This is a genomic window from Halobellus inordinatus, assembly GCF_024498335.1.
Taxonomy (GTDB): Archaea; Halobacteriota; Halobacteria; order Halobacteriales; family Haloferacaceae; genus Haloquadratum; species Haloquadratum inordinatus.
In genome coordinates this window covers 1,713,879-1,737,907 of sequence record NZ_CP101825.1, presented here as the reverse complement: position 1 = coordinate 1,737,907, position 24,029 = coordinate 1,713,879, and the positions used below count along the sequence as shown (strand labels likewise).

At 66.1% G+C, this 24,029-nt stretch carries 24 protein-coding genes; 13 read left to right on the top strand and 11 right to left on the bottom strand.

Annotated features, from left to right (window positions below; genetic code table 11):
• Positions 1-2: 2 nt before the first annotated feature.
• From NO362_RS08995 to NO362_RS08985, 3 genes are read right to left on the bottom strand one after another with little or no spacing between them, the layout of a single operon-like run.
• Positions 3-2,603: a heavy metal translocating P-type ATPase gene (locus tag NO362_RS08995; protein WP_256544959.1), complete on the bottom strand. Its 2,601-nt coding sequence runs from the start codon at positions 2,601-2,603 to the stop codon at positions 3-5.
• A 4-nt stretch (positions 2,604-2,607) separates the two neighbouring features.
• Complete coding sequence (locus NO362_RS08990) at positions 2,608-3,429, bottom strand: sulfite exporter TauE/SafE family protein (RefSeq protein ID WP_256544958.1); 822 nt, start codon at positions 3,427-3,429, stop codon at positions 2,608-2,610.
• Between the two features lie 24 nt (positions 3,430-3,453).
• Positions 3,454-3,675, bottom strand: coding sequence for a DUF8131 family protein (locus NO362_RS08985; protein ID WP_121570867.1), 222 nt, complete (start codon positions 3,673-3,675; stop codon positions 3,454-3,456).
• Positions 3,676-3,774: 99 nt separating this feature from the next.
• Here NO362_RS08985 and NO362_RS08980 point away from each other — a divergent pair, with 99 nt between their 5' ends.
• The 5 genes from NO362_RS08980 (at position 3,775) to NO362_RS08960 (ending at position 7,336) form a co-directional block, all read left to right on the top strand.
• On the top strand, positions 3,775-4,056 hold the full coding sequence (locus tag NO362_RS08980; protein ID WP_256544957.1) for a ba3-type terminal oxidase subunit CbaD: 282 nt from the start codon (positions 3,775-3,777) through the stop codon (positions 4,054-4,056).
• A gap of 4 nt (positions 4,057-4,060) precedes the next feature.
• Positions 4,061-4,576, top strand: coding sequence for a cytochrome c oxidase subunit II (locus NO362_RS08975; protein ID WP_256290623.1), 516 nt, complete (start codon positions 4,061-4,063; stop codon positions 4,574-4,576).
• 1 nt (position 4,577) lies between these two features.
• Entirely contained in the window at positions 4,578-6,374 is a 1,797-nt protein-coding gene (locus NO362_RS08970; RefSeq protein WP_256544956.1) for a b(o/a)3-type cytochrome-c oxidase subunit 1, read from the top strand.
• Positions 6,374-6,586 carry a CbaC protein gene (locus NO362_RS08965; protein WP_121570864.1) on the top strand — a complete coding sequence of 71 codons (213 nt, stop codon included), beginning with the start codon at positions 6,374-6,376 and terminating at the stop codon, positions 6,584-6,586. The genes NO362_RS08970 and NO362_RS08965 overlap by 1 nt, the downstream gene beginning before the upstream one ends.
• A gap of 81 nt (positions 6,587-6,667) precedes the next feature.
• Positions 6,668-7,336, top strand: coding sequence for a DUF7546 family protein (locus NO362_RS08960; protein ID WP_256544955.1), 669 nt, complete (start codon positions 6,668-6,670; stop codon positions 7,334-7,336).
• Between the two features lie 8 nt (positions 7,337-7,344).
• Here the strand turns inward: NO362_RS08960 and NO362_RS08955 are convergent, their stop codons facing one another.
• From NO362_RS08955 to NO362_RS08940, 4 genes are all read right to left on the bottom strand, one after another.
• On the bottom strand, positions 7,345-7,539 hold the full coding sequence (locus NO362_RS08955) for a hypothetical protein (RefSeq protein WP_256544954.1): 195 nt from the start codon (positions 7,537-7,539) through the stop codon (positions 7,345-7,347).
• Positions 7,540-7,661: 122 nt separating this feature from the next.
• Positions 7,662-7,892, bottom strand: coding sequence for a hypothetical protein (locus NO362_RS08950; RefSeq protein ID WP_256544953.1), 231 nt, complete (start codon positions 7,890-7,892; stop codon positions 7,662-7,664).
• Between the two features lie 263 nt (positions 7,893-8,155).
• Entirely contained in the window at positions 8,156-9,370 is a 1,215-nt protein-coding gene (locus tag NO362_RS08945; protein ID WP_256544952.1) for a TIGR04347 family pseudo-SAM/SPASM protein, read from the bottom strand.
• Entirely contained in the window at positions 9,367-9,696 is a 330-nt protein-coding gene (locus NO362_RS08940) for an Htur_1727 family rSAM-partnered candidate RiPP (RefSeq protein WP_256544951.1), read from the bottom strand. Before NO362_RS08940 ends, NO362_RS08945 begins: the two co-directional genes overlap by 4 nt.
• Positions 9,697-9,797: 101 nt before the next feature.
• On the opposite strand from NO362_RS08940, the gene NO362_RS08935 reads away from it, so the two are divergent.
• Positions 9,798-10,298, top strand: coding sequence for a halocyanin domain-containing protein (locus NO362_RS08935; RefSeq protein WP_256544950.1), 501 nt, complete (start codon positions 9,798-9,800; stop codon positions 10,296-10,298).
• A 46-nt stretch (positions 10,299-10,344) separates the two neighbouring features.
• Here the strand turns inward: NO362_RS08935 and NO362_RS08930 are convergent, their stop codons facing one another.
• From NO362_RS08930 to btuC, 3 genes are all read right to left on the bottom strand, one after another.
• Positions 10,345-11,412: a transcription initiation factor IIB gene (locus tag NO362_RS08930; protein WP_256544949.1), complete on the bottom strand. Its 1,068-nt coding sequence runs from the start codon at positions 11,410-11,412 to the stop codon at positions 10,345-10,347.
• Between the two features lie 310 nt (positions 11,413-11,722).
• Positions 11,723-13,156, bottom strand: a complete 1,434-nt coding sequence (locus NO362_RS08925; protein WP_256544948.1) for a heme ABC transporter ATP-binding protein — start codon at positions 13,154-13,156, stop codon at positions 11,723-11,725.
• Positions 13,153-14,172 (bottom strand): vitamin B12 ABC transporter permease BtuC, encoded by a 1,020-nt coding sequence (gene btuC, locus NO362_RS08920; protein WP_256544947.1) that lies wholly within the window; start codon positions 14,170-14,172, stop codon positions 13,153-13,155. Before btuC ends, NO362_RS08925 begins: the two co-directional genes overlap by 4 nt.
• A gap of 63 nt (positions 14,173-14,235) precedes the next feature.
• Between btuC and NO362_RS08915 the strand changes: the two genes are divergently transcribed.
• Together NO362_RS08915 and aroA are read left to right on the top strand one after the other, a co-directional pair.
• Entirely contained in the window at positions 14,236-15,369 is a 1,134-nt protein-coding gene (locus NO362_RS08915; RefSeq protein WP_256544946.1) for a PGF-CTERM-anchored ABC transporter substrate-binding protein, read from the top strand.
• A gap of 282 nt (positions 15,370-15,651) precedes the next feature.
• Positions 15,652-16,953 carry a 3-phosphoshikimate 1-carboxyvinyltransferase gene (gene aroA / locus NO362_RS08910; RefSeq protein WP_256544945.1) on the top strand — a complete coding sequence of 434 codons (1,302 nt, stop codon included), beginning with the start codon at positions 15,652-15,654 and terminating at the stop codon, positions 16,951-16,953.
• A 21-nt stretch (positions 16,954-16,974) separates the two neighbouring features.
• Here aroA and NO362_RS08905 read toward each other — a convergent pair whose 3' ends face one another.
• A complete protein-coding gene (locus NO362_RS08905) occupies positions 16,975-17,436 on the bottom strand; it encodes a pyridoxamine 5'-phosphate oxidase family protein (protein WP_256544944.1) in 462 nt (153 codons plus the stop codon).
• Positions 17,437-17,555: 119 nt separating this feature from the next.
• Here NO362_RS08905 and aroC point away from each other — a divergent pair, with 119 nt between their 5' ends.
• The 5 genes from aroC to NO362_RS08880 all read left to right on the top strand — a co-directional run bounded on the left by aroC (position 17,556) and on the right by NO362_RS08880 (position 23,946).
• Positions 17,556-18,707, top strand: a complete 1,152-nt coding sequence (aroC, locus tag NO362_RS08900) for a chorismate synthase (RefSeq protein ID WP_256544943.1) — start codon at positions 17,556-17,558, stop codon at positions 18,705-18,707.
• 210 nt (positions 18,708-18,917) lie between these two features.
• A complete protein-coding gene (locus NO362_RS08895; RefSeq protein WP_256290607.1) occupies positions 18,918-20,813 on the top strand; it encodes a 2-oxoacid:acceptor oxidoreductase subunit alpha in 1,896 nt (631 codons plus the stop codon).
• Between the two features lie 2 nt (positions 20,814-20,815).
• Entirely contained in the window at positions 20,816-21,754 is a 939-nt protein-coding gene (locus NO362_RS08890; protein WP_256544942.1) for a thiamine pyrophosphate-dependent enzyme, read from the top strand.
• Positions 21,755-21,871: 117 nt separating this feature from the next.
• A complete protein-coding gene (lrpA1, locus tag NO362_RS08885; RefSeq protein WP_256290605.1) occupies positions 21,872-22,300 on the top strand; it encodes an HTH-type transcriptional regulator LrpA1 in 429 nt (142 codons plus the stop codon).
• 233 nt (positions 22,301-22,533) lie between these two features.
• Positions 22,534-23,946 (top strand): DNA polymerase Y family protein, encoded by a 1,413-nt coding sequence (locus tag NO362_RS08880; RefSeq protein WP_256544941.1) that lies wholly within the window; start codon positions 22,534-22,536, stop codon positions 23,944-23,946.
• Positions 23,947-24,029 lie beyond the last annotated feature (83 nt).

Below are 24,029 nucleotides of genomic sequence, written 5' to 3'. Positions count from 1 at the left end.
GGTCACTCGACGGTAGGGGGCTCAGAACTTGTAACTCCCGATTCGGGACCCGTGTCCGCTGCTGGCCGCCCGTCGGTGGCGGACGTCGGCACCGACCGCTCGTCCGTCACCGTCCCGGAGTCCAGGTCCGCGATCGAACGCGAGGAGTTGGTGACGACCAGAAGGCTGCTCGCGCCCATCGCGACGGCCGCCAAGAGCGGATTGAGCACGCCCGCGATCGCGAGCGGGACCGCGACCAGATTGTAGACGAACGCCCAACCGAGGTTCTCCCGGATCCGCCGGTGCGTCCCGCTCGCGACGTCGAAGACCGCCGGCACCGCGTGCAGTCCTTCCTCGACGATCACCGCGTCCGCCGCGCTGCCGGCGAGGTCGGTCCCGGAGCCGAGTGCGATTCCGACGTCGGCGCTCGCGAGCGCCGGCGCGTCGTTCGAACCGTCGCCGACCATCGCGACGGTCCCTCGCGAGCGGAGCCGCTGTACCGTCTCGGCTTTTGCCTCGGGCGGCACGCCCGCGAACACCTCGTCGACCGCGGCGTGTCGACGGAACCGTTCGGCGGCGCGCTCGTCGTCCCCCGTGAGCACGACGACCTCGCGGTCCGCGCCGAGGTCATCGACGACCGACTCCCACTCGGCGCGGGGCGCGTCGCCCACGTCGAGAACGGCCCGCGCGCGGCCGTCCCAGGCGACGAACGTCGGGACGCGACCGTCAGCCCGACTCGTCTCTGCGGCGTCGAAAAGCGCGTCGGGAATCGTGATTCCGTGCTCGGAGAGCAGTTCCGAGTGGCCGACGACGACTGTCGTGGATTCGTCGGTGTCGTCGCCGCTCGCTGCACCGTCGGGCAGGTCGACCGTCCCCGTCACGCCTTTCGGATGCGTGCTCGGGTCAGTCACGTCCGGGAGCGCGTCGGGACCGGCGTCGACGACGGCCTGCGCGATCGGATGGGAGGCGTAGCGTTCGACCGCGGCGGCGAGAGCCAGTGCGCGCGCCGCAGTCTCGTCCGACGCGTATCGAACCTCGCCGCCGTCTGCTGCTGTCGGCGGGACGCGGCCCCCACCGTCCGTGTCGTCGCCGTGGACGTACGCGTCGACCACGCGCATCCGGCCGTCGGTCAGCGTCCCGGTCTTGTCGAAGACCACGACGTCGGCGTCGGGCGCGTCCTCGAAGACGGAGTCGGAGGCGACGACGACCCCCGCCTCCGCCGCGTCGCGAACACCCGCCGCGACGGCGAGCGGCGTCGCGAGGCCGAGCGCACACGGACAGGAGACGACGAGCACCGTCAATCCAGTGAGGATCGACTGGGTGAGGGGCGTCCCGGTGAGGACGAAACCGATCGTTGTCAGCACGGCGAGCGTGAGGACGAGCGGAACGAACACCGTCGCCAGCTTGTCCGCGAGCCGCTGGGCGCCCGAGCGCGAGGACTGGATCTCCCAGAGGAGTTCGACCAAGCGATCGAGCGTGCTCGTTGCCGCCTCGCCCACCTCGACCGTGATCGGGTCGTCGGTGACGACGGTGCCGCCGAGGACGTCGTCGCCGGGGCCGCGACGGTCCGGCAGCGACTCTCCGGTGACGAGCGATTCGTCGATCGCTGCGCTGCCATCGACGACGACGCCGTCGACGGGGACCCGTTCTCCCGGTCGCACGAGGACGCTGTCGCCCGCGTCGAGTTCGTCGACGGGAACGGTCTCGGTCCCTCCGTCGGCCGTGAGCCGCGTCGCGTCGCTGACGCGGGCGCTCGTCAGGTCTGTCAGCCGACTCGCGGCGCGCTGTTTGATCCGGTCCTCGTAGTAGTTGCCGACGGTGACCACGAGTACGATGGCGACACTCACGTCGAAGTAGACGTGTGTGCGGCCGGCGAGCATCATACCCATACTGAAGACGTACGCGGAGACGGCCGCGAGCGCGACGAGCAGGTCCATATTCGGCTGGCCGGCTCGGAGGCTGACGTACGCGCCGCGGAGCAGCGGGTAGCCGGTGTAAAAGAGAACGATGGAAGACATCACCCAGACGTTGCCGAGGACGTAGAGTCCGTCGAAGCCGCCGAGGTCGACGAGCGGCTGGAAGCCGAGGTAGGTCGGATACAGGAAGACGGCGTACCAGACCATCACCATCATTCCGAAGACGCCGCCGCCGATGAGGAACGTCGCGAGCCCGGATCGCTCCTCCTCGTCGGTCGCCTCTGGGTCGTCTACGTCGTAGCCGTAGCGGTGCAGGAGCGCTCCCAGATCGTCGACGTCTGTCTGCTCGGGATCGTACGTGACCGAGAGCATATCCGTCGCGTAGGACGCCTCCGCCGCGTAGATTCCCTCGTCGTTCGCAGCGGTGGATTCGATGAACGTCTCGCAGGTCGCACAGTGCATCCCGTCGACCGAGAGGTACGTCTGCTCGGCGTCGTCCGGCGGTTCAACCTCGCTGGTGTCCGTCCCCGCGCCGAGTTCGGATTCGATGTCGGCGTCGGCCGCGTTGTCGGGGCCGCCGAGCGCTCGGGCGACTTCCAGACACCCGCGGCAGCAGTACTCGCCCTCGACTTCGTCGTCGGTGATGGGCGGATCGGGCGTCGGCAGATCACACAGCGAACACACGTCGGCGTCGGTTCTGTCAGTCATCGTGTCACCCAAGCGGTTGATAGACCGGTATCATCGGATGCGGGAGGTGGATCCCGACGAGCATCAGTCCGTGCGCCAGCGGTAAGTACCCAAGGAGGAGAAACGCCGCGCCGAGCACCCGATGCAGCGTGCGACGACGGCCGGTCGACAGCGTTCCCAGCGCCGTCCCGTAGACGAACAGCGTCGGGATCGTCCCCAGTCCGAGCAACGACAGGAGGAATGCCGCCCGCAGTGGGTCGCCGATCACGAACGCATAGAGGTACGCGGGGTACGTGATCGGGCACGGCAGGAAGGCGTGTCCAAAGCCGAGCCCCGCGATACGAGCGTCACCGACGAGCGCGTCGACGCGGCTCGTGAGCGCGGTGCTGACCCGAGAGAACACGGCGGTGAGTCGCCCCGGCAACCGCACCGTCGCCCCAGCACCGCCGCGCAGGTACGACGCGCCGGTCGTCATAATCAGTGCACCGACGAGGATGCCGGTCGCCGCGCGGATGCTGTTGCCGATCGAGACCACGGAATCGGCCGCGCCGACGGTGAGTGCGCCGACGAGAGCGAGAACGGCACCCACGATCGCGTAGCCGCCCGCCCGTCCGAGATTGAACAGGGCGTGCTGGCGGACCTGATGGAGCGAGAGACCGACGTCGCTGTCGTCTGTCGCTTCGATCCGGTCGGCGTAGACGCTCACCAGCGGCCCACACATCCCCAGACAGTGTGCGCCGCCGAGTGCGCCGATGACGAGGAAGACGCCGGTCTCGACGTTTGATGCCGACACCTCGCCGACGCCGACAGCAGAGAGTAACGTTCCGGCAACCGGCGGGAGCGACACAGCCGGCGGTGAGAGCACGACCGATCAGAGCGCCTCGTCGCCCGCCGCGCCGGCCCCGTTTTCGCCGTGGCCGCCGTGTTCTTCCCCCTCTGTCGGAGAAAACAGGAGATACAGCGCGATCGAGATGACGATGACGTTGACGAGAGTGATGAGCCCGGCCCACCACGTCCGGAAGATGCCGAACGCGATCACCGGCAGGATCGACAACAGGCCGATCATTCCTGCGAGTCGCGGCGTGAGTTCCATACTCGACCTTCTGGATCGGTTTGATTCCACATTTCGGCGATTCCCACGGTGTAGGAATCTGACGCCTCGTTCAAGAACGTACGGTCGATACGCTTCGATATGCCAGCGGAATCGAATACTGAGACGGGCGAGGTGGCGACTCCCGCCGGAGATGGCACCGGAGAGACGGGAACTCCGGTACCGGACACGGAATCCATCGACGACGAGGGGTACGTCATCGGGTCGGGGCGATCAGGCGTCGTCAGGCAACTCGGGCACGACGACTTCGACCCCGTGGGGACACTCGTCCTCATCGCGATCTATATGGTTATCGTCGGCGCGATGTGGATATTTATGTACTTCGTCGAGTTCCTCGGCGGCGATCTGACGGTTATCGGGTGACACTATGGAGATACACAGATACGAGAAAATCTGGCTTGCGGGGGCACTGCTTCTCATCGTCGGCTTCATCGCTACCGTCTCGTACGGCGCGGTCGGGGCCGGCATCGAGATGATCAACGACGAAGGGGGCCAGGTGGACTCGACGGCGCTCGACGAGCATCCGAAGTTCAGCGAGCCGGGCACCTACAAGACCGGACCGAACGAGTACGACGTCTACGTGATCGCGAAACAGTTCCTCTACGAGCCCGGAACCTCCGAGCCGATACGGGTTCCGGCGAACTCCAGGGTGACGTTCCACGTGACCTCGGCCGACGTGATCCACGGTTACGAGATCGTCGGCACGAACGCGAACACGATGGCGGTTCCCGGACAGGTCTCGACGATGACCGTCGAGTTCAACGAACCGCGGAAGTACGGGCTACTCTGCAACGAATACTGTGGCTCTGCTCACCACGCGATGGAGGGCAGTATCCAGGTCGTCCCGCAGAGCGAATGGAACGAGACGATGGTGGTGAACTGAGATGGCTACGTTCGTAGATAGGTATCCAGAGGAAGCGAAGGTCGTCCAAGCGACGCTCGTGGTCTCGTTCATCTCGCTCGGGATCGGGGCGTTCTTCGGGCTGATTCAGGCACTGCATCGGACGAACGTCCTCCGGGTCATCGACTCGGTCGACTACTACACCGTCCTGACGGGACACGGCGTCCTGCTCGCGCTGTGGTTCACGATCTTCTTCCTAGTCGGGTTGTTCACGTGGGCGATCGTCAAGGGCTTCGAACGGCCGGTCCCCGACATCCGCCTGACGTGGGCGTGGGTCGGTCTGATGACGACAGGCGCGGTGCTCGCGACGATCGCGATCCTCGCGGGCTTCGTTCCCGAGATCCCCATGAGCGCGGACGTCCTGTACACGTTCTACGCGCCGCTGCAGGCGCACCCGGTGTTTTACATCGGAACCGCGATGTTCATCGTCGGCACGTGGATCGCCGGGGCGGACTGGTTCCTGGCCTACCGCGGCTGGCGGCAGGACAACCCCGACGAGCGGATCCCGCTGCAGGCGTTTATGGTCCTGACGACGATGATTATGTGGTTCGTCTCGACGCTCGGAGTCGCCGTCTCCGTCGTCGTCTTCCTCATCCCGTGGTCGCTCGGGATCATCGACACGGTCAATCCGCTCCTCACGCGGACGCTGTTCTGGTACTTCGGCCACCCGGTCGTGTACTTCTGGCTGATGCCGGCGTACCTGCTGTGGTACACGGTGCTGCCGAAACTCGCCGGCGGTCGACTGTTCAGTGACCCGCTCGCCCGCGTCGTCTTCGTGCTGTTCGTTCTGCTGTCGACGCCGGTCGGGATCCACCACCAGTACCTCGACCCCGGCATCGCGGAGGGCTTCAAGTTCATCGCAATGACGAACACGATGTTCCTCCTGCTCCCGTCGCTCCTGACGGCGTTCACCGTCGTCGCCAGCGTCGAACACGGGGCACGACAGCGCGGTGGCGAGGGCTACCTGCGCTGGCTCGGCGCGCTCCCGTGGCGCGACCCCGCGTTCGCAGGAATGGCGCTCGCCGGACTGATGTTCGCGGCCGGCGGCTTCTCGGGGATGATCAACGCCGGGATGAACATCAACTACCTCGTTCACAACACGCTGTGGGTCCCCGGACACTTCCACATGACCGTGGGGACCGCCGTGGCGCTGACGATGATGGCCGGGACCTACTGGCTGCTGCCGCAACTCACCGGAAAGCCGGTGTACAGCCGCCCGATCGGGCTGCTTCAGGTCATCACCTGGTTCGTCGGGATGGTCTTTATGTCGAACGCGATGCACCGCGGCGGCCTGCTCGGTATCCCGCGCCGGACGGCCGAACCGCAGTATCAGAACTTCGACTTCGTCGCTGCGGTGGGGAGCATCAGCGAGATCCGGATGCAGATCGCGCTCGGTGGCGTGCTGCTGTTCGTCAGCGTCGTGATCTTCCTGTTCAACGTCGCCGCGACGTGGGCTGACGACCGCGTCGACACGCCGGTCGACGACACCATTCCGGAGCCGCTCTCCTCGTCGAGCGGGGCGCCGCTCGTCCTCGACAACCTCGCGCTGTGGACCGGGATCGCCGTCGTCCTCGTGATCCTCGCGTACACGCTGCCGCTCGCGGGAATCATCAGCGACGCCGGGCTCTTCGGTGGGAGCCGCGGCTTCTCGGTCGCCTTCTCGCTGGAGTGGCTCGTCGACGCCACTGTCGCTGCGGTCACGAACGTCTCGCTCGACTCTCTCGCCGGCGTCGCGCCGGTCGATGCCGTCGTTGACAGTCTGCAGGAGGTGAGCCGCTGATGCGGCGGATCTCTCCCGCGCTGTTCTTAGTGCTCGCGGCGTTCACCATCCCGGTCGCGGTCGAACTCCGGACCGTGTTCGGGTTCTTCGGCATCGACCTGCCGTTCATCGCCGTCGTCGTCTTCGAGATCCTACTCCTGGCGATTCTCATCGCCGTCTACGTCCTCGGCCGGCTCTCGCCGGACGACGAGGAAGGCGCGGCGACGCCGTAGCCGGCGCACGAGTCGTCTCGACGGCGAACATCTTTTCCTCCGACCAACACCGATACGAACACACGTTCGCCCCGACACACGATGCCCACGACACCGACGCTCGGACGTTCGCTCCCGCGACCAGCACTGCGGACGATTCGCCTCCTCGGACTCTTACTGGCAGTCGAGCTCGCGCTCGTCGCGGGCTACGTGCTCGCGACCGGGTCGGCGATACTCTCGGTTCGCCACGCGGCGTACCCGTTCGTCTGGGTCAACGTCGCTATCCTCGCCGTCCGCGCCGTCGACGTCCCCGCGCCGACGACCCGCCGGTCCGCCGTGGCCGGGGGCGTCGCGGTCGGCTACCTCGTCGTTCTCGGGTGGACGAGCGGACTGATCGGCGCCGGTTCCGGTGGTGCGCTATCGGCGCGGCTCGTCCCGGCGTTCCCCGGCTGGGGACCAGTCGTGCTCGTCGATGGGCCGATCTCGCTCGCGCTCGTCCCGTTCGAGACCATCGGCTACCTGTCGCTTTCGGTTCTCGTGTACGTGGGAGTCGCTCGTGCCGCAGCAGGAGTGCTCTCGGGGCTCGTCGGACTCGTGACGTGTGTGAGCTGCGTCGGTCCCGTAATCGCGGCGGTGCTCTCGGGGTTCGTCGGCGGTGCGTCGACAGCGATCGTCGGCGCGACGACGGGCGCGTACGCTTACGACCTCTCGACCGCGCTGTTCGTCCTCACAGTCGCCGCACTCTGGCGAACGCTCGGACTCGGACGATAGAATCCGAGCTACTGTCCGTACAGCGAGTTCGATAGCTTCCGCATCGCGTCCGTCTTCTCGTGTGCGTAGACGGGACAGGGGCGCGTTCCGTCGACCTCCCAGACGACCGACTGTCGAAGCTCGTGCGTACAGGTCGCTTTGAACGAATCGCGGTGCGGGCAGGTGGCACAACACTCTGGGAATTCGGGGTCGATACCCTCCATTGTTTGGTACTCGTTACCACGACGAGAAACCTAAGGCTTGCGCTGGCCGTCCCAGAACGAACGAGTCAGCAGCGGCTGGTGGCGTACTACAGTAGCGTTTGCGATTTTTCAGAAAAGTCGTTTTACCGCGCGGGAATGACTCGGCGGACGGCAGCGCCGGTGGCGAGCAGCGCTGCGCCGAAGATGAACGTCATCGCGAGTTCGGGGGGAAGCGCGCTGATGCCGCCGGCCGTCGTGTCGATCAGTGCGTACGCCGCCACAGCCGTCAGGGCGACGCCGACGAGGACGAACACGCCGAGGGCGATCTTGAGGGGGTCGATTCCGACCGATTGGGTGGGGCGTGAGTGGCTCATTACAGTTTCTACTACGGGCCGAAAAGACATATAAACAGAATCCGCTTCTCAATTGCCGGGAATCGTCGTCCTGACGGGTCGTGATAGCCAATTCCGCCCGTGAAGAACGCAGACTGCCACGCGTATGTCGTGCAGAGTCTTTTCACGACTACCGGCCCGCTCGTACTGCCGGACTCGTATCCGACAGTATCATAGGGGTTATCGTAACCGTTCATAGCTTCTCACCGTCCGGGAGAAGCTATGAGGACTCACGATGACCCCTATCAGTCCGCCGCTGAGCCGCCCACGTCTGCCGCCGATCCGAGGCGCTCCTGCGGCGTCAGGTAACACTGCGGATCTGGGCCGAACACGTCGCCGTCGGCCGCGATCGCCCGGAGTCGCGAGCCCCCGCGACAGACGTCCTGATAGCGACAGTTGGCGCACTTTCCTGTGAGGTGGTCTTCGCGGTTCCGCAGCGCGGCCAACAGCGGGTTCGACTCGTCCTCCCAGATCGCGCCGAACGGCCGATCGCGGACGTTGCCGAGGCTGTAGCCCTGCCAGAACTGCGTCAGGTGGACGTTGCCCTGGTAGTCGACGTCGGCGACGCGCTCGCCGGTTGGATCGCCGCCGTTGACTTCGAGATACCGCCTGACGGCGTCGGCCTTCGCCGCCCCGAACTGATCGCGAGCGTACTCGACGAGGAACGCCGCGTCGGCGTAGTTGCCGACGAGGAGCGTCTCGATCTCCTCGCCCTCGTCGTGGTACTCGAGCGTCATCTCACAGAGCTGTTCGACGGCCTCCCGCCGCTCTGTCGGCGAGAGGTCCGCATCGGCGATCTCGCCCCCGCGACCGCCGTAATCGAGGTGATAGAAGCAGAACCGATCGAGGCCGACGTCCGAGAGAAGATCGACGACTGACTCCATATCCGGTGCGTTCTTCTCGGTGATCGTGTAGCGGAGGCCGGTCTTCAGCCCGGCGTCGAGGAAGTTCTCGATGCCGCGGACGGCGGCGTCGAACGCGCCGTCCTGCCCGCGGAAGGCGTCGTTGCGCTCGGGCATCCCGTCGACGGAGACGCCCGCGTACTTCAGGCCCGCCTCGCGAAGCGCGGCGGCCCGTTCCGGCGTCGCGAGCGTCCCATTCGTCGAGAGGACGGGGCGGATGCCGGCGTCTGAGGCGTACGCGACGAGTTCTTCGAGGTCGTCGCGGACGAGCGGCTCCCCGCCCGAAAACAGCACGACTGGCACGCCGTAGTCCGCGAGTTCGTCGAGGAGCTGTTTCCCCTCTGCCGTCGTCAGTTCGCCCGACGCGGCATCGAGGTCTGCACCGGCGTAGCAGTGCTCGCAGTAGAGGTTACAGCGCCGCGTGACGTTCCAGACGACGACCGGCTTCGTCGTTCGCTCCTCGGCGATCTGCTCGCGTGAGGAGTCCGCTCCGTCGTCGTACCGGAGGCCATCACCCTCCGCATCGAGGTCGCACAGGAGTTTGCTGATCGAGATCACTGCGATGCACCCCCCGGGACGTCTGCCCCCGTATCGGGCGTCGATGCGTTCGGCACCGACGCTTCCGGCGGCGCGTCGTCGACGTGCGTCTCGCCCAGGTCACGGTTCGTAAACCGCGCGACGTCGTCCGCACGACAGAGCCACAGCGTGTGCGCCGTCCACTCGAACAGCGACGCCGCCTGCTCGCGGGCGACGGCCTCGCTCGGGGCCGTGACGCTCCCGACGTGCTGTAGCGGTTCGCTCTCTTCGGAGCGCAGGAACACTTCCCACTCCGGAGTCGCGTCGCTCCGCGGTTCGTTCACGCGCATCTCTGTCGAGTCAGTCATTGATCGGAGCGAAGAACCGCATAGGCGAACCGGTTCTGCCCGTTTTCGGAGATTGAGAACGAATGGATGCTCCTTATTATGTGAATCCCCTACCCCAAGCGATGGCACGAACGCAGCTCTCGCGTCGGACGGTCGTCGGGGCGGCCGCGGCACTCGCTGCCGGTCTCGCCGGCTGTTCTGGGGGCAGTACGTCGGGCACCTCCGAAGCGGGTGATTCAAGCGGAGATACGGACGCTGACGGATCCGGGTCGGCCCCCGCTTTCGAGGGCTATCTCTCGAATGCGTCGAACTACGATGGAATCGTCGACGAAACCGGAAATTCGGAAGTCGCCATCACTGTCGGCGCCGAGGCCAACGGTGGCAACTGGGGCTACGGCCCCGCTGCCGTTCGGGTATCGACCGGGACCACTGTCGTCTGGGAGTGGAGCGGCCGCGGCGGCCCACACGACGTCGTGGCCGAAGACGGGTCGTTCAGTTCCGAGCAGCGGAATGGTGCGGGCCACACCTACACGCAGACCTTCGAGGAGTCAGGGGTGGTCAAATACTACTGCACCCCACACCGGACGCTCGGGATGAAGGGCGTGGTCGTCGTCGAAGAATAAATCGTCTCGCCGAAAAGAGACTACTCCAGCGGGAACAGAGACGGACCTATGCCTCGGCCGCGCTGCTGCGACCGCCGTACGGCGAGTCGAGGTCCCAGGCTTCGAGTAGCTCCTGGTAGCGGTTTCGGATCGTGACCTCCGAGATGTCCGTCACGTCACTCACGTCCGCCTGTGTCAGTTCCTCGTTGGTCAACTGGGCTGCGGCGTAGAGCGCGGCGGCTGCGAGGCCGACCGGCGACTTCCCGGAGTGGACGTTCTCGCGCTTCGCGTTCTCCAGCAGCTCGTTGGCCGTTCGCTCGGTCTCTTTGGGAATGTCGAGATCCGAGGCGAACCGCGGGACGTACTCGGCGGGGTCCGCCGGCTGGATTTCCAGCGAGAGCTCGCGTACGACGTAGCGGTACGCCCGCTCGAACTCGTCCTCGTCGACGCGCGAGACGCGCGCGACTTCGTCGATACTCCGCGGTACCTGCGCCATTCGGGCCGCGGCGTGCAGCGATGCGGTCGCGATTCCCTCGATGGAGCGGCCGGGGAGCAGCTCCTCGTCGAGCGCGCGGCGGTAGATGACCGACGCGGTCTCCCGGACGTTCTCCGGGAGCCCGAGCGCCGAGGCCATCCGGTCGATCTCGCCGAGCGCCTGTTTGAGGTTGCGCTCTTTCGAGTCGCGCGTGCGGAAGCGCTCGTTCCAGGTGCGGAGCCGCTGCATCTTCTGGCGCTGATTCGACGACAGCGAGTTGCCGTAGGCGTCTTTGTTCTGCCAGCCGATGTTGGTCGACAGCCCCTTGTCGTGCATCAGGTTCGTCGTCGGTGCGCCGACGCGAGACTTCTCGTCGCGCTCGGCGCTGTCGAAGGCCCGCCACTCGGGGCCGCGGTCGATCGAGTCCTCGTCGACGACGAGGCCACAGTCCGCACAGACCGTCTCGCCGCGCTCGTCGTCCGTGACGATCTCGGCCGAGCCACACTCGGGGCAGTGGAGGGTTTCGTCTTCGCTCTCTGTCGATTCCGATCGCTTCGTCGCTTCGGAGCGGGTCGCATCAGCCGCCGCGTTGTGGTCGCGCCACTTTCGCTCCTGCTCCTCTGTGCTGTCGCGCGTGCGCGCGTGAAGGGCATCACTCATTTTGTTGTACTGGAGGCCGGTGAGAACCGAACCACCGTCTCGTTCTCAACCATACGTTATCAGGCGCGCCTAAAAAATCTGTCGGCCGTGTGCGAACACAATACCGAGCCGATACGTTGGTGGTCGTAGGAAGTAATCGAGGGGAATACAGAACTACCACGGCAATGGTAATTAATCTCACGGTGGCCCGCGTGTAGCCGTCTACCGATTACCCTCGACAGCGGGAACAGTCCCCGCCAGCGAAGACAGACCATTTTATCGACACTTTCGGCCACGTTCGACGTCGATCGGCCACGTTCGGAGTCAGAGATTACGACTCGACGTCGTCTGGCGGCAACTCTTCCGCCACGCGCGTCGACTCCGGTTGGACGCGTGACGCCGAGTCGTCGTCGGAGTCAACGCCGAAGCGGCTCGCATCGCCGCCCGAGAGTGCCGCGGCGACCGCGCGGGGTACGTCCGCGGGATCGACGACCCGAGCCCGGTCGCGCAGCGTCTCGTAGACTCGCTCTGCCTCGGCCCCGACGTAGTTCCGTTCGGCGAACGGACGGTCCTCGACGAGGACGACGCGATCTGCGGCCGTGGCGGCCCGGAGATTCGGGAGATTTCCCGTCCCCACTTCGACGTCGGCGACGACGACGCAGTCGGCCGCCTCGACTCGCCGCTCGACGGCCGCACGGGCTTCCGGTCCGACGCCGGCGAACGGGTCGACTGTCACGACGTCGAGCGCGAGGTTCCGAGCGGCCTCCGTGTCGGTGTCGCCTTCGTTCAACGCGCCTGCAGAGACGTCGAAGCCGGCCGCATCGAGCACGTAGAGGTGCCGTGCGGCCGTTCCGCCGCCGCCGACGACGTGGACGCGACCGCTCCGCTCGTCAGCGTCGGCGCTCGGCTCGCTTTCGGCGACTCTGTCGCCGTCCGGCAGCGCTGTGACGTACACCGAACCCGTGACAGGGTGCTGTGAGACGACGGCGTTGGCGTCGAAGGCGGCTTCGAGCGCGGTCTCCGTCAGGACCGACTCGGGCGGACCGTGGGCGGCGACGCGACCGTTCGAGAGGAGAAGCAGTTCGTCGCAGTAGTGCGCCGCGAGGTTGAGGTCGTGAATCGCCGCGATTGCTGTTTTGTTCTGTGAAACGAGCTCTCGCACCAGTTCGAGCGTTCGGACCTGGTGGTTGATGTCGAGACTCGCCGTCGGCTCGTCCAAAAGCAGGAGTGGCGTCTCCTGTGCGAGCGCTCGCGCGAGCAGGACGCGCTGTCGTTCGCCGCCAGAGAGCGTCGTCACCGGCCGGTCCGCGAAGCGCTGCGCGTCTGTTCGGTCGAGGGCGCGTTCGACGGCCGCGGTGTCGTCCGCTGTCCAGCCGCCGAAGCGCGACCGGTGTGGGTTTCGTCCCATCTCGACGACGGCGCGGGCATCGAACTCGAAGGCGACGGTCGTGTCCTGGGGGACGGTCGCGACGAGTCGGCTGGCGGCCTTCGAGGAGAGGTCGGGGACGGATTCGTCGGCCACGCGGACGGTTCCGGAGGTCGGACTGAGCGTCCCGTTGAGCGCCCGGAGCAGCGTCGTCTTGCCCGCCCCGTTCGGCCCGACGAGTCCGACGAACGTGCCGGAGTCGATGGCGACGTCGAGTCCGTCGAGCACGGTCGTGTCGCCGAATCCGATCTGTAGGTCTTCGACCCGGACGAGCGGCTCCTCCGGCGCCGCAGCCGGGCTGTCAGCCGAGGGGTCGTGAGGGCCGTTTGGATCGTTCATAGCCGTGTCACCTCCCGCGAGCGGAGGAGATACAGGAAGAACGGGGCCCCGAGAGCGGCCGTCACGATGCCGACCGGAATCTCTGTCGCACCGGAGCGCGCGAGCGTGTCGGTGGCCACAAGGAACGATGCACCGGCGAGCGCGCTCGTCGGGAGGAGGATGCGATGATCCGGGCCGACGATCAGGCGCATCGCGTGCGGGACGATGAGGCCGACGAAGCCGATCACGCCGGTCACGGCGACGGCCGCCGCGGTGACGACGCTCGACGCCGCGAGCAGCAGTCGCTTCGTGCGCTCGACCTCGATGCCGAGCGCGTGGGCGTCTTCCTCACCGAGCAGGAGTACGTTCAGGTCCCGCGCGTAGAGCAGCAAGAGCACGAACAGCGGCGGCAGGATGACGGCGATCACGAGCACGTCGTCCCAGGTCGTGCCCCCGAGGTGGCCCATCAGCCAGTAGACGACGCGGCGGAGGCTCTGGCCGCTATGGATGAGCAGCAGCGAGATCATCGCACCGAGAAACGTCTGAACAGCGACGCCGGCGAGCAAAAGCGTCGCCGTCGGTGTGTGGCCGTCGCGCGTGGCGATGAGGTAGACGCCGAACGCGGTGAGAATTGCAGAGACGAACGCCGCACCCTGTAGTTCGAGCCCGAACGGGAACGCGAACGGGAGCACGATAGTCGCGACCGCGCCGACGGCCGCGCCCGAGGAGACGCCGACGATCGAGGGATCGGCCATCGGATTGCGGAAGAAACCCTGCATCACGACGCCCGCCGTCGCGAGCGCGAATCCGACGAACGCCGCGAGGACGATCCGCGGCAGCCGAACGTCGAGGACGATGATCCGACTGGTGTCGGCGGCGGCGAATCCGAACGGAAACGGGTCTGCCGAGAGCAGTATCTTCGCGACCGTGACTGGCGGGATCGACACCGGACCGATGCCGGCGCTGACGACGACGACGCCGGCGAGAGCGACTGTCAGCGCGCTCGACCACCCGATCGTGCGTGTTCGGAGGGTCACGGTACGTTCACAAACTCACTTGGATTAGGCAAATACTTGTTGCAACGGCGGTCTGGCTAGGGTATGCAATTCCGCGTGCTCGTGCTCGCAGTGCTACTCGTCGTCGCGGCCGCCGGGCCGGCGTCGGGTGTCGCTGCGGGCGCGACTCCCACCGCTGTCGGCGACGCATCGCACACAGGGCCGTCTGTGACCTGTTCGTTCCCGTACACGGCAACCGACGCGACCGGGACCGAGGTGACGCTCGATGCCGACCCCGAACGGATCGTGACGCTCAACCCGAGCGCCGCGCAGACGATGTGGGAAATCGGTGCCCGCGACGAAGTCGTCGGGTTCTCACAGTACGCGACCTATCTCGAAGGGGCCGGATCGGGCGACCGCGTCAACGTCTCCGGCGCGGGCGGGCCGAGCGTCGAGAAGGTGCTCGCCGCCGATCCGGACCTCGTCTTGGTGCCGAACAGCACCTACGGCTTCGCGGCCGATCGCGTCGAGCAGATCCGTGATCAGGGCGTTCCGGTGTTCGTGTTCGGACAGCCCACGTCGCTGGCAGCCGTCGCTAACAAAACCGAACGCATCGGCCGCCTCACCGGAAACTGCGAGGGTGGTGTCGAACGCGCCGACGAGATGCGGCAGTCGATCGCGCTGATGGAGCAGGCGCTCGAAGACGAAGACCGGCCGCTCGCGCTCAACGTCTTCCACGGCTACACCTCGGGGGCGAACACGTTCATCGGCGACGTGATGGAGAGCGCCGGTGTGCGGAACGGTGCCGCAGAAGCCGGCATCACGGGCTTTCAGATGATCAACGACGAGACGGTCGTCGAACTCGACCCGCAGTGGATCGTGGCCCCCGAAGATAGCCCGATCCCCGAGAACGAGGCGTACAACAGCACGAGGGCAATTCAAGAGGGCAACGTCGTCCGCGTGAACACGAACTACCTCCAGCAGCCCGCGCCCCGTTCGGTTCGCGCGGCGGAGACGATTCTCGAAGCGGTCCATCCCGACGCCTACGAGGAGTACCAGACGCTCCAGAGTCAGGCGGAGACGTCGACCACAGAGGCGGCGACCACTGAGGCGGCGACCACGACAACGACGGCCGAGACTGACGCGCCCGCGACGACGTCGACCGACTCCCCCGGGTTCGGTCTCTCGGTGTCAGTTGTCGCGCTCGCGGCCGCCGCACTCCTGGCGCTCCGTCGATAACGGCGACGCACCCCTTTCGATTCCGTGCGGTGATAGGGGTTATCGTAAGTCTCCATAGATGTCTCGCCGGACGGTACGGCGAGAATCTCCGAACAGGTACGATAATCCCTATGAGGAATAGAGCGAACAGCCGGCACCTCCACTCCCGCACCGACGTGCCGGGCAACCGCTGACCGGTGCGGGGTCGTCGTTACGTCACGGGAGCGCTGGCCGCGTCTTCCGGTATAAATCCCCGCCCACTCGACAGTAAGTATCATACCCACGCCAGCGAGAACGACCCGTATGGACGTCACTATCTCGCAGTCGCGCGTCGAGGGACGCGTGCGGGCGCCGCCCTCGAAGAGTTACACGCACCGGGCAATTCTCGCAGCGGGCTACGGCGACGACGCGGTCGTCACAGACCCACTCGTGAGCGCCGACACCCGCGCGACGATGCGGGCGGTCGAAGCGTTCGGCGGCACGGTCGACCGCGCAGACGACGACGCCGAACTCGCCGTCTCGGGGTTCGACGGTCGTCCCGAGGTCCCCGACGACGTGATCGACTGTGCGAACTCGGGGACGACGACGCGACTCGTCACGGCCTGTGGCGCGCTCGCCGCCGGGCTCTGCGTCTTCACCGGCGACGAGTCCCTCCGCTCGCGCCCGCAGGGACCGCTGCTCGACGCGGTCCAACAGCTCGGCGGGCGCGCGGAATCGACCCGCGGCAACGGCCAAGCGCCGCTCGTCGTCGGCGGCAACACGCCCGGGGGGAGTGTCTCGATCCCCGGCGACGTCTCCTCACAGTACATCACGGCGCTCCTGATGGCCGGCGCCGTCACCGACGAGGGCATCGATGTGGAACTGGAAACGGAGCTAAAGTCCGCGCCGTACGTCGACATCACGCTCGAAGTGCTCGCGGATTTCGGCGTCGAGGCCGAGCGGACCGAGGACGGATTCTCGGTGCCGGGCGGGCAGTCCTACGACCCTGCGGGCGGTGAGTACGCCGTCCCCGGCGACTTCTCGTCGATGTCGTACCTCCTCGCGGCCGGTGCCGTCGCCGCCGCCGACGGTGAAACGGTCGTCGTCGAGGGCGCACGCCCGAGCGCACAGGGCGACAGCGCCATCGTCGACGTCCTCGACGCGATGGGAGCAGACATCGAGTGGGACCGCGAGGCGGGCGAAATCTCGATCTCGCGCGCGTCGCTGTCGGGGACCGCCGTGGACGTCGGCGACACGCCGGACCTCCTGCCGACGATCGCCGCGCTCGGTGCGATCGCCGACGGCGACACCGTCATCGAGAACTGCGAGCACGTCCGCTACAAAGAGACCGATCGCGTGAGCGCGATGGCCGAAGAGCTCGGCAAGATGGGCGCGTCGGTGACAGAAGAGCAGGACCGACTGACGATCCACGGCGGCGAGAGTGACCTCGTCGGCGCGCGCGTCGACGGTCGCGGCGACCACCGGATCGTGATGTCGCTGGCCGTCGCGGGCCTCGTCGCCGACGGCGACACCGTCATCGAGGGCGGTGAGCACGTCGACGTGTCGTTCCCGAACTTCTTCGACGCGATGGCGTCGCTCGGCGTCGGCGTCGAGCGGGCCGAGTAGCCCGGCGAGATTCCGCTCGGATCAGGCCTCCGGCGTGTGGCGTCCGGTGATCGACTCGATTTCGAGTTCGACGATGACGATCTCCATCTCGTCGATGTCCTCGTCGAACACGCGGATCGGCGAGAACTGCTCGTTTATCTCGGCGGTGTCGAACCGCTCGTGCTCGGACTCCGGGAGTTCGGTAAGGTGGCCGGTCACGAGGATGCTCCAAGTCTCTATGCCCCGTGGATCGTCAGTGTCCTCCGTCCCGTAGAGGACGTAGCACGCGGTGTCTGTCGTCTCGAGGAGTTCCTGTTTCCGGCTCCCGTCTGTGACTCCGAGACGGAAGTAGAGCCCGTCGCCGTCGTAGTAGTGCGCCAGCGGGATGGCGTAGCTGTCGTCGCCGTCAGCGAGCGAGAGGACGCCCGTCCCTGTCGTCTCCAGTCGCTCTTCGACCGCCGCGTCGTCCATTCCGAGGGTGTATGCGTATTCGATGTGATCCATACGGTGCTCCGAAAAATTCGGTGTGTCACGCTTCGTCGCCTGGAAGTATATTCGTTCCCCCGCCCGGCGATTGCGCCTTTCTGCAACGTATATATGGCCGGAACCACGACGGCGAGGTAATGAACGGGAACCGATTCGGCCGGCTCTTCCAGGTCACCACCTACGGCGAGAGCCACGGCGATGCGATGGGCGTGACTGTCTCGGGCTGTCCGGCAGGGCTCGAACTCGACGAAGACGACGTGCAGGCCGAACTCGACCGGCGCAAGCCGGGACAGTCGATGATCACGACCTCCCGGGGCGAACCCGACGCGGTCGTGATCAACTCCGGCGTCCAGGACGGCTACACGACGGGGACGCCGATCGGGATGGTCATCGAGAACAAGGACGCCCGCTCGGGCAAGTACGAGCCCTACGTCACGGCTCCGCGCCCGAGCCACGGCGACTTCACCTACTCGGCGAAGTTCGGCACGCGCAACTGGGGCGGCGGCGGCCGCTCGTCGGCGCGCGAGACGGTGAACTGGGTCGCGGCCGGCGCGGTCGCGAAGAAACTCCTCGAAACGCAGGACGTACAGGTCAAAGCGCACGTGAACCAGATCGGCGACATCGAGGCGCCGGAAGTGTCGTTCGAGGAGATGCTCGAACACACAGAGGAGAACGAGGTTCGCTGTGCGGACCCCGAGACCGCAGAAGAAATGCGCGACCTGATCGACGAGTACCAGACAGAGGGCGACTCGATCGGAGGGTCGATCTACTTCGAGGCGCGCGGCGTCCCGCGCGGCCTGGGCGCGCCGCGATTCGACTCGTTCCCCTCTCGGCTCGGCCAGGCGATGATGTCGATTCCGGCGACGACGGCGTTCGAGTTCGGTCTCGGGACGGAAGCCCGCGAGTGGACCGGCAAAGACCGTAACGAGGACTGGGAGTTCGACGAGAACGGCGACCCGGTGCCCGAAGGAAACAAACACGGCGGCCTCCAGGGCGGCATCACGACCGGCCAGCCGATCTACGGCGAGGTCACCTGGCACGCCCCGACCTCGATCCCGAAAGAGCAGAAGACCGTCGACTGGGAGACCGGAGAGGAGAAAGACATCCAGGTCGTCGGCCGTCACGACCCCGTCCTGCCGCCGCGTGCCGTCCCGGTCGTCGAGGCGATGCTGAATCTCACGATACTCGACTTTATGCTGCTCAGCGGCCGGATGAACCCCGATCGGCTCGACGATCAGCCGGGCGAATACGACACCGAGTATCACCCCTCAAGCCCCGACAACGAGTGACGGTCTAGCGGGCGAGCGACGGGAATAACAAATAATTGCTGGGTCTTTTTGCAAAACGGTTGTGAACGTCCAGTTATTTTGCCGACTAGCGTGCTAAACGTTCACATATTAGGTCCATCATCATCTTTCCTTGGTAACTTATAGCAAAGGCTTTAATCGATTCCTTCCGAAAGTTTTCGGTAGTGGCCCACACGGGCCGTGAGCTCAGATATGACTGACGACGAACTCATCTGGCGAATCGCGGGTGGTTCCGGCGACGGGATCGCCTCGACGAGCCAGAATTTCGCGAAGGCCCTGATGCGAGCGGGCCTGCACGTATTCACGCATCGTCACTACCCGTCGCGCATCCGTGGTGGCCACACCTATACGGAAGTCCGCGTCTCCGCGGACAACGTGAAATCGCGCGGTGACGGGTACAACTTCCTCCTGGCGCTGGGCGACTCCTTCGCTCGGAACCCCCAGGAGAACGCATACTACGGCAACGAGGAGGTCAAACCGCTCTCGGAGAACCTAGACGAACTCAACGAAGGCGGCGTCATCGTCTACGACTCCGGACTGCTCGACACCGACGACATCCCGAACTTCGACGAGCGCGTCGAGGAGAACGGCTGGCACGTCTACGACATCGACCTCCGCACGATCGCCCGCGAGCACGGCCGCGAAGTGATGCGGAACACCGCGGGCGTCGCCGTCACCTGCGCCATCGCCGGCATCGAACCCGAGGTCATCAAGAGCCTGATGGACGACACGATGCCCGAGAAGATCTTCGAGCCGAATATGGCCGTCTTCGACGACGCCTACGAGACTGTGCTCGAAGAGTACGACGCCGACGCACCCGACGTGTCGGTTCCGGAGGGCGAACACGACGAAGAGCAGGTCCTCATCTCCGGCTCGGACGCCATCGCCTACGGCGCACTCGACGAGGGATGTCGCTTCATCGCTGGCTACCCGATGACGCCGTGGACCGAGGTCTTCACTATTATGTCGCAGAACCTCCCCGAGGTCGGCGGCATCTCCGAGCAGGTCGAAGACGAAATCGCGGCGGCGGCGCTGGCACTCGGTGCCTCACACGCCGGCGTGAAGGCGATGTCCGGATCTTCGGGCGGCGGCTTCGCGCTGATGTCCGAACCGCTCGGCCTCGCCGAGATGACCGAGACGCCGGTCGTCCTCGTCGAAGCGATGCGCGCCGGTCCCTCGACCGGGATGCCGACGAAGCCCGAACAGGCCGACCTCGAACACGTCCTCTACACCTCGCAGGGCGACTCCCACCGCGTCGTCTTCGCGCCGTCTGACGCCGTGGAGGCGTACAAACAGACGCGCCGCGCGTTCCAGATCGCCTACGAGTACCAGATCCCGTCGATCGTCCTCTACGACCAGAAGAACGGCGGCGAGCTTCAGAACGTGCCGGCGAGCGTCTTCGACGAGGAGCCGAACGCGGACCTCGGCTCTGTCATCACCGAGGAGGAACTGGTCGACGCACCGCACGACCCCTCCGGGAAGTACAACCGCTTCCAGCACGACGTCGAGGACGGCGTCAGCCCCCGGTCCATTCCGGGCCAGAAGGGCGGCCGCTACCTCGCGACCGGGAACGAGCATATGCCCGCCGGGCACATCGCAGAGGACCCCGACAACCGCGTCAATCAGGTCGACCGACGGATGGAGAAGATGGAAGCCATCCGCGCCGACCTCGACGCCGACGAGGAGACGAACACCCACTACGGGCCCGAAGAAGCCGAATACGGCATTATGACGTTCGGCTCCCAGCAGGGTACCGTCGAGGAGGCCGTCGACCGACTGAACGACGATGGCCACTCGGTGAAGATGCTCGGCGTCTCCGAGATGGCCCCGTACCCGGTCGAAGAAGTCACCGAGTTCGTCGAGAGCGTCGACGAGGTGCTCGTCGTCGAGATGAACGCCTCCGCGCAGTTCCGCGGCCTGACCCAGAAGGAACTCGGTCGCTACGGCGAGAAGCTCTCGAGTCTCCTGAAGTACAACGGCAACCCCTTCGAGCCCGCCGAGATCGTCGACGGGTTCGTCACCAGCATCGTCGAGGACGGGACGCTGCCCGGCCACGAGACCAAGTTCGTCCCCGCAGCGAGTGATTAACTATGAGCGCATTCAGTGCAATCGGCGAACACGCCGAACACGACCGTAACGAGTACACGCCCGGCCTCGAACCGCAGCCTACCTGGTGTCCCGGCTGTGGCGACTTCGGGGTCCTGAAGGCCCTGAAGGGCGCGGCGGCCGAACTGGGCCTCTCCCCCGAGGAGATGCTCGTCTCCACCGGCATCGGCTGCTCGGGCAAACTGAACAGTTACTTCGACAGCTACGGCTTCCACACGATCCACGGCCGATCGCTCCCGATCGCGCGCGCGGCCAAACTCGCCAACCCCGGCCTGACGGTCGTCGCGGCCGGCGGCGACGGCGACGGCTACGGTATCGGTGGCAACCACTTCATGCACACAGCTCGTGAGAACCACGACATCACCTACATCGTGTTCAACAACGAGATCTTCGGGCTGACGAAGGGCCAGACGTCGCCGACGTCGCCGAAGGGCCACAAGTCGAAGACCCAACCGCACGGGTCCGCGAAGGACCCGATCCGGCCGCTGTCGATGTCGCTGAACGCCGGCGCATCGTACGTCGCCCGGACGGCCGCAGTCAACCCCAACCAGGCGAAAGACATCATCGTCGAGGCGATCGAACACGACGGGTTCTCCCACGTCGACTTCCTCACCCAGTGTCCGACGTGGAACAAGGACGCAAAGCAGTACGTCCCCTACATCGACGTCAACGAGTCCGACGACTACGAGTTCGACAACACCGACCGCTCGGAAGCGTCCGAGATGATGTTCGAGACCGAAAACGTGCTCCACGAGGGCACCGTCCTCACGGGCCGGTACTACGTCGACGAGGACCGCCCGTCCTACCAGCAGGAGAAACAGCGCATCGGTGAGCTCCCCGAAGAACCGCTCGCAGAGCGATACTTCGACGACGACTACGAGTGGGAACGCGTCTACGACACGTTCCTCGACAAGCACAAGTAACAGCGCTGAATCGGCGGTATCGACGGCTCACGCGCCCCGTTTCGGTGGTGTTTCGGCGTCGGGAGTTCGGTTTTTCTATTCGGAAGGTATTTTTTCCGGCAACCGAAACATACCGGTATGGAGACTACCTCGACGGAGGGCCGGATCCTCGACGTTCTCGAGGACGACGCCCAAGCGTCGTACGCTGAGATCGCAGAGCGGGCGGACGTCTCGAAGCCGACGGTTCGAAAGTACATCCGGAAGATGGAAGAGGAAGGTATCATCGTCGGCTACTCGGCCGACGTCGACCCGAAGAAACTCTCGGAGACGTCTATCGCTCTCGTGGGACTCGACGTCGCCTCCGAGCGGTACGTCGAAGCGACGCGTGAACTCAAGGAACTGGACGCCGTCGAGTCGCTGTACACCTCCTCGGGCGATCATATGCTGATGGCCGAAGTTCGTGCGCCCGACGGCGACGCGCTCGGCGAAGTCATCTCCGAGCGGGTGCTCTCGATCGAGGGGATCACGGCGGCACACCCCTCGTTCTTACAGGAACGGCTGAAGTAACTCGATTGACCGCCCGCTGCAGCGACGCACGTCGAGGATCTCGGACGTCGCGACCGCGCCGCTCCTCTATTCGCTCTACTTTCACTCCGCTTTGAGAACGCTATAGTGCGCTCGCCGTCTACGTCCCGACGTTCGTTTCACGACGGGCGAAAGACCGTGATGGCTTCCGACCGCTCCCGCTGTCGACGGACCGAGCGCACTCTGCATAGCGTGCGGGTCGTCCGGGGGCGCCGATGAGCGGCGAAACCCTGCCGGGGGTCACAGAGCGCGATTCATCGCGGATCGTTCTCCACGTGGATATGGACTGCTTTTATGCCTCCTGTGAACGCCTTCGCGAACCCCTGTTGCGAGGCGAGCCCGTCGTCGTCGGGATGGGCTACGAGCGCGGCGAGACGTTCGGGGCGGTCGCCACCGCGAGCTACGAGGCCCGCGAATACGGCGTCGAGAGCGCCCAACCGATCTCACAGGCGCTCGATCGACTCCCGCGCGCCGAGAGCCAGGAGAGAGACAGCGACGATGCCGGCGAGGTGGCCACTGCCGGCGAGGCGGCCCCCACCGGCGAGGCAGCCCCTACTGACGAGACAGCCGTCAGCGACACCGATGCCGAAGCAGTCGGCTACTACCGGCCGGTCGATTTGGAGTTCTACCGCTCGGTTGCAGCGTCGGTCAAAGAGATCCTTCACGAGTGCGCAGACGTCGTCCGGGAGGTCAGCATCGACGAGGCGTACCTCGACGTGACCGACCGAACCGCCTGGCAACGCGCCCCGGACGGCGACCGGACGCTCGCGGAGGGCTACGCGCGGCACGTGAAACAGCGGATCGCCCGCGAGGTCGGCGTTCCCGCGAGCGTCGGCGTCGCACCGAATATGTCCGCCGCGAAGATCGCCTCCGATCACGACAAACCGAACGGTCTCGTCGTCGTCGAACCGGGGACCGTCCGCGACTTCCTGGCCCCGCTCTCAGTCGACGCCGTCCACGGCGTCGGCCCCGTGACGGCGGACCGGCTCGCGTCGATGGGCGTCGAGACCGCGGGCGACCTCGCCGAGGCCGATCCGACCGCGCTTCGGGACGCGTTCGGCTCGCGCGGGCCGGAACTCCACGACCGCGCCCGCGGCATCGACGACCGTGAGGTCACGCCGACCGGCCGACCCAAGAGCCTCTCTCGGGAGTCGGCGTTCTCGGAGGCGACCGACGACGACGAACGAAAGCGCGAGACGGTGACGGCGCTCGCGGCCGACGTCGCTGCACGCGCTCGCAACCGCGGCGCGACGTACCGTACGATCGGGATCAAAGTGGTCGTGCCGCCGTACGACGTCAACACCCGCGAGCGGTCGCTTCCCGGTCCGGTCGACGACCCCGCGCTCGTCGAGGAGGTCGCCTTAGAGTTGCTCGCGGAGTTCGAAGACGACGACGCCCGCAAGGTCGGCGTCCGCGTCTCGAATCTCTCCTTCGCGGACGGCGAACAGTCCCAACTCGACGGGTGGGAGGGGGCCGGGTCAGCGGCCGCCGACGTCGACGGCAGCGTCGACGGCGACGCCGACAGCGAGGTCGGTGCCGAGACCCGCTCCGACGGACGCGGCGTCGCCGAGGAACCAGGGTACGGCGACGGCCAATCGTCGCTGGATCAGTTCGATCCCGGCGAGTAGTCGGGGAGGCGCGCATCGCCGAGCGGCCAGCGTCGTCGCCGCACGGGGAAGGAACTATGCCCCGCGAGGGCGAGCACCCGATA